Genomic DNA, 746 nt, shown 5'->3' with positions numbered 1-746 from the left:
ACTAAATCAGATAAACCAGGGTTAACAAGCTTACTAAAGTCCCAAGTGATGTTGTAGTTAATTACATCACCAGCAATCACAGTCTTACCATTAGAATCAATGCCACCAACGTTTTCAGATTTAGTTGGTGCAGGCTTATCAACTGGATTTTCTACTGAATTTGCACTAGATTCAATATTATTTACATATACACGAGGTACATTGACAATAGTTTTACCGTCTTCAATAGCTGTTGCATAAATATGTGCAGTAGGAAAGACAAAAACAGTACCTTTATTGTTATTTGACTAAACTAAAGATTTTTGAACCAGACTTCAATGAAAGCTTAATTGTATTAGTCTTAGCATCGAAATTAGCAACGTAATCACTTGTTACATCATTTCCGTGATTGTCAGTAACTGTGTAATCAACGAATTTTAATGCAGGATCTAACTTATCAACAATATCGTGAGATGTTAAATCATTTGTACGTTGAGCAGGGTAGTCCTTAGTAGCAATGTCATAAGTTAGAGTTTCACCCTTAACAATAGTCTTACCAGAGATATCTTGGTTAGAATTGTTAATCACAGTATTTGCGGTCTTCTCAGCTACAGGAGTAACCGTCAAGTTGTGAAGTTGAACATTAACTTTTTCTGGAGCAGGTTTTTCAACGGCCAACTTATCTAAGCTAAAGTTCGTGCTTACATCACCATCAGCATATGGAGTGAAATTATCATAGTGATAATTTACAGTATCTGGAGTGACTG

General features: G+C 35.0%; 1 pseudogene. It reads right to left on the bottom strand.

The features are described from left to right. Window positions 1–279 precede the first annotated feature (279 nt). Window positions 280–746: pseudogene (locus JCM10991_RS15510) on the bottom strand (hypothetical protein); the annotation flags it as partial.

Source organism: Ligilactobacillus equi DSM 15833 = JCM 10991, from assembly GCF_000615765.1.
Taxonomy (GTDB): Bacteria; Bacillota; Bacilli; order Lactobacillales; family Lactobacillaceae; genus Ligilactobacillus; species Ligilactobacillus equi.
The sequence above is the reverse complement of the archived record's forward strand: the minus strand, read 5'-3'. Positions and strand labels throughout refer to the sequence as shown.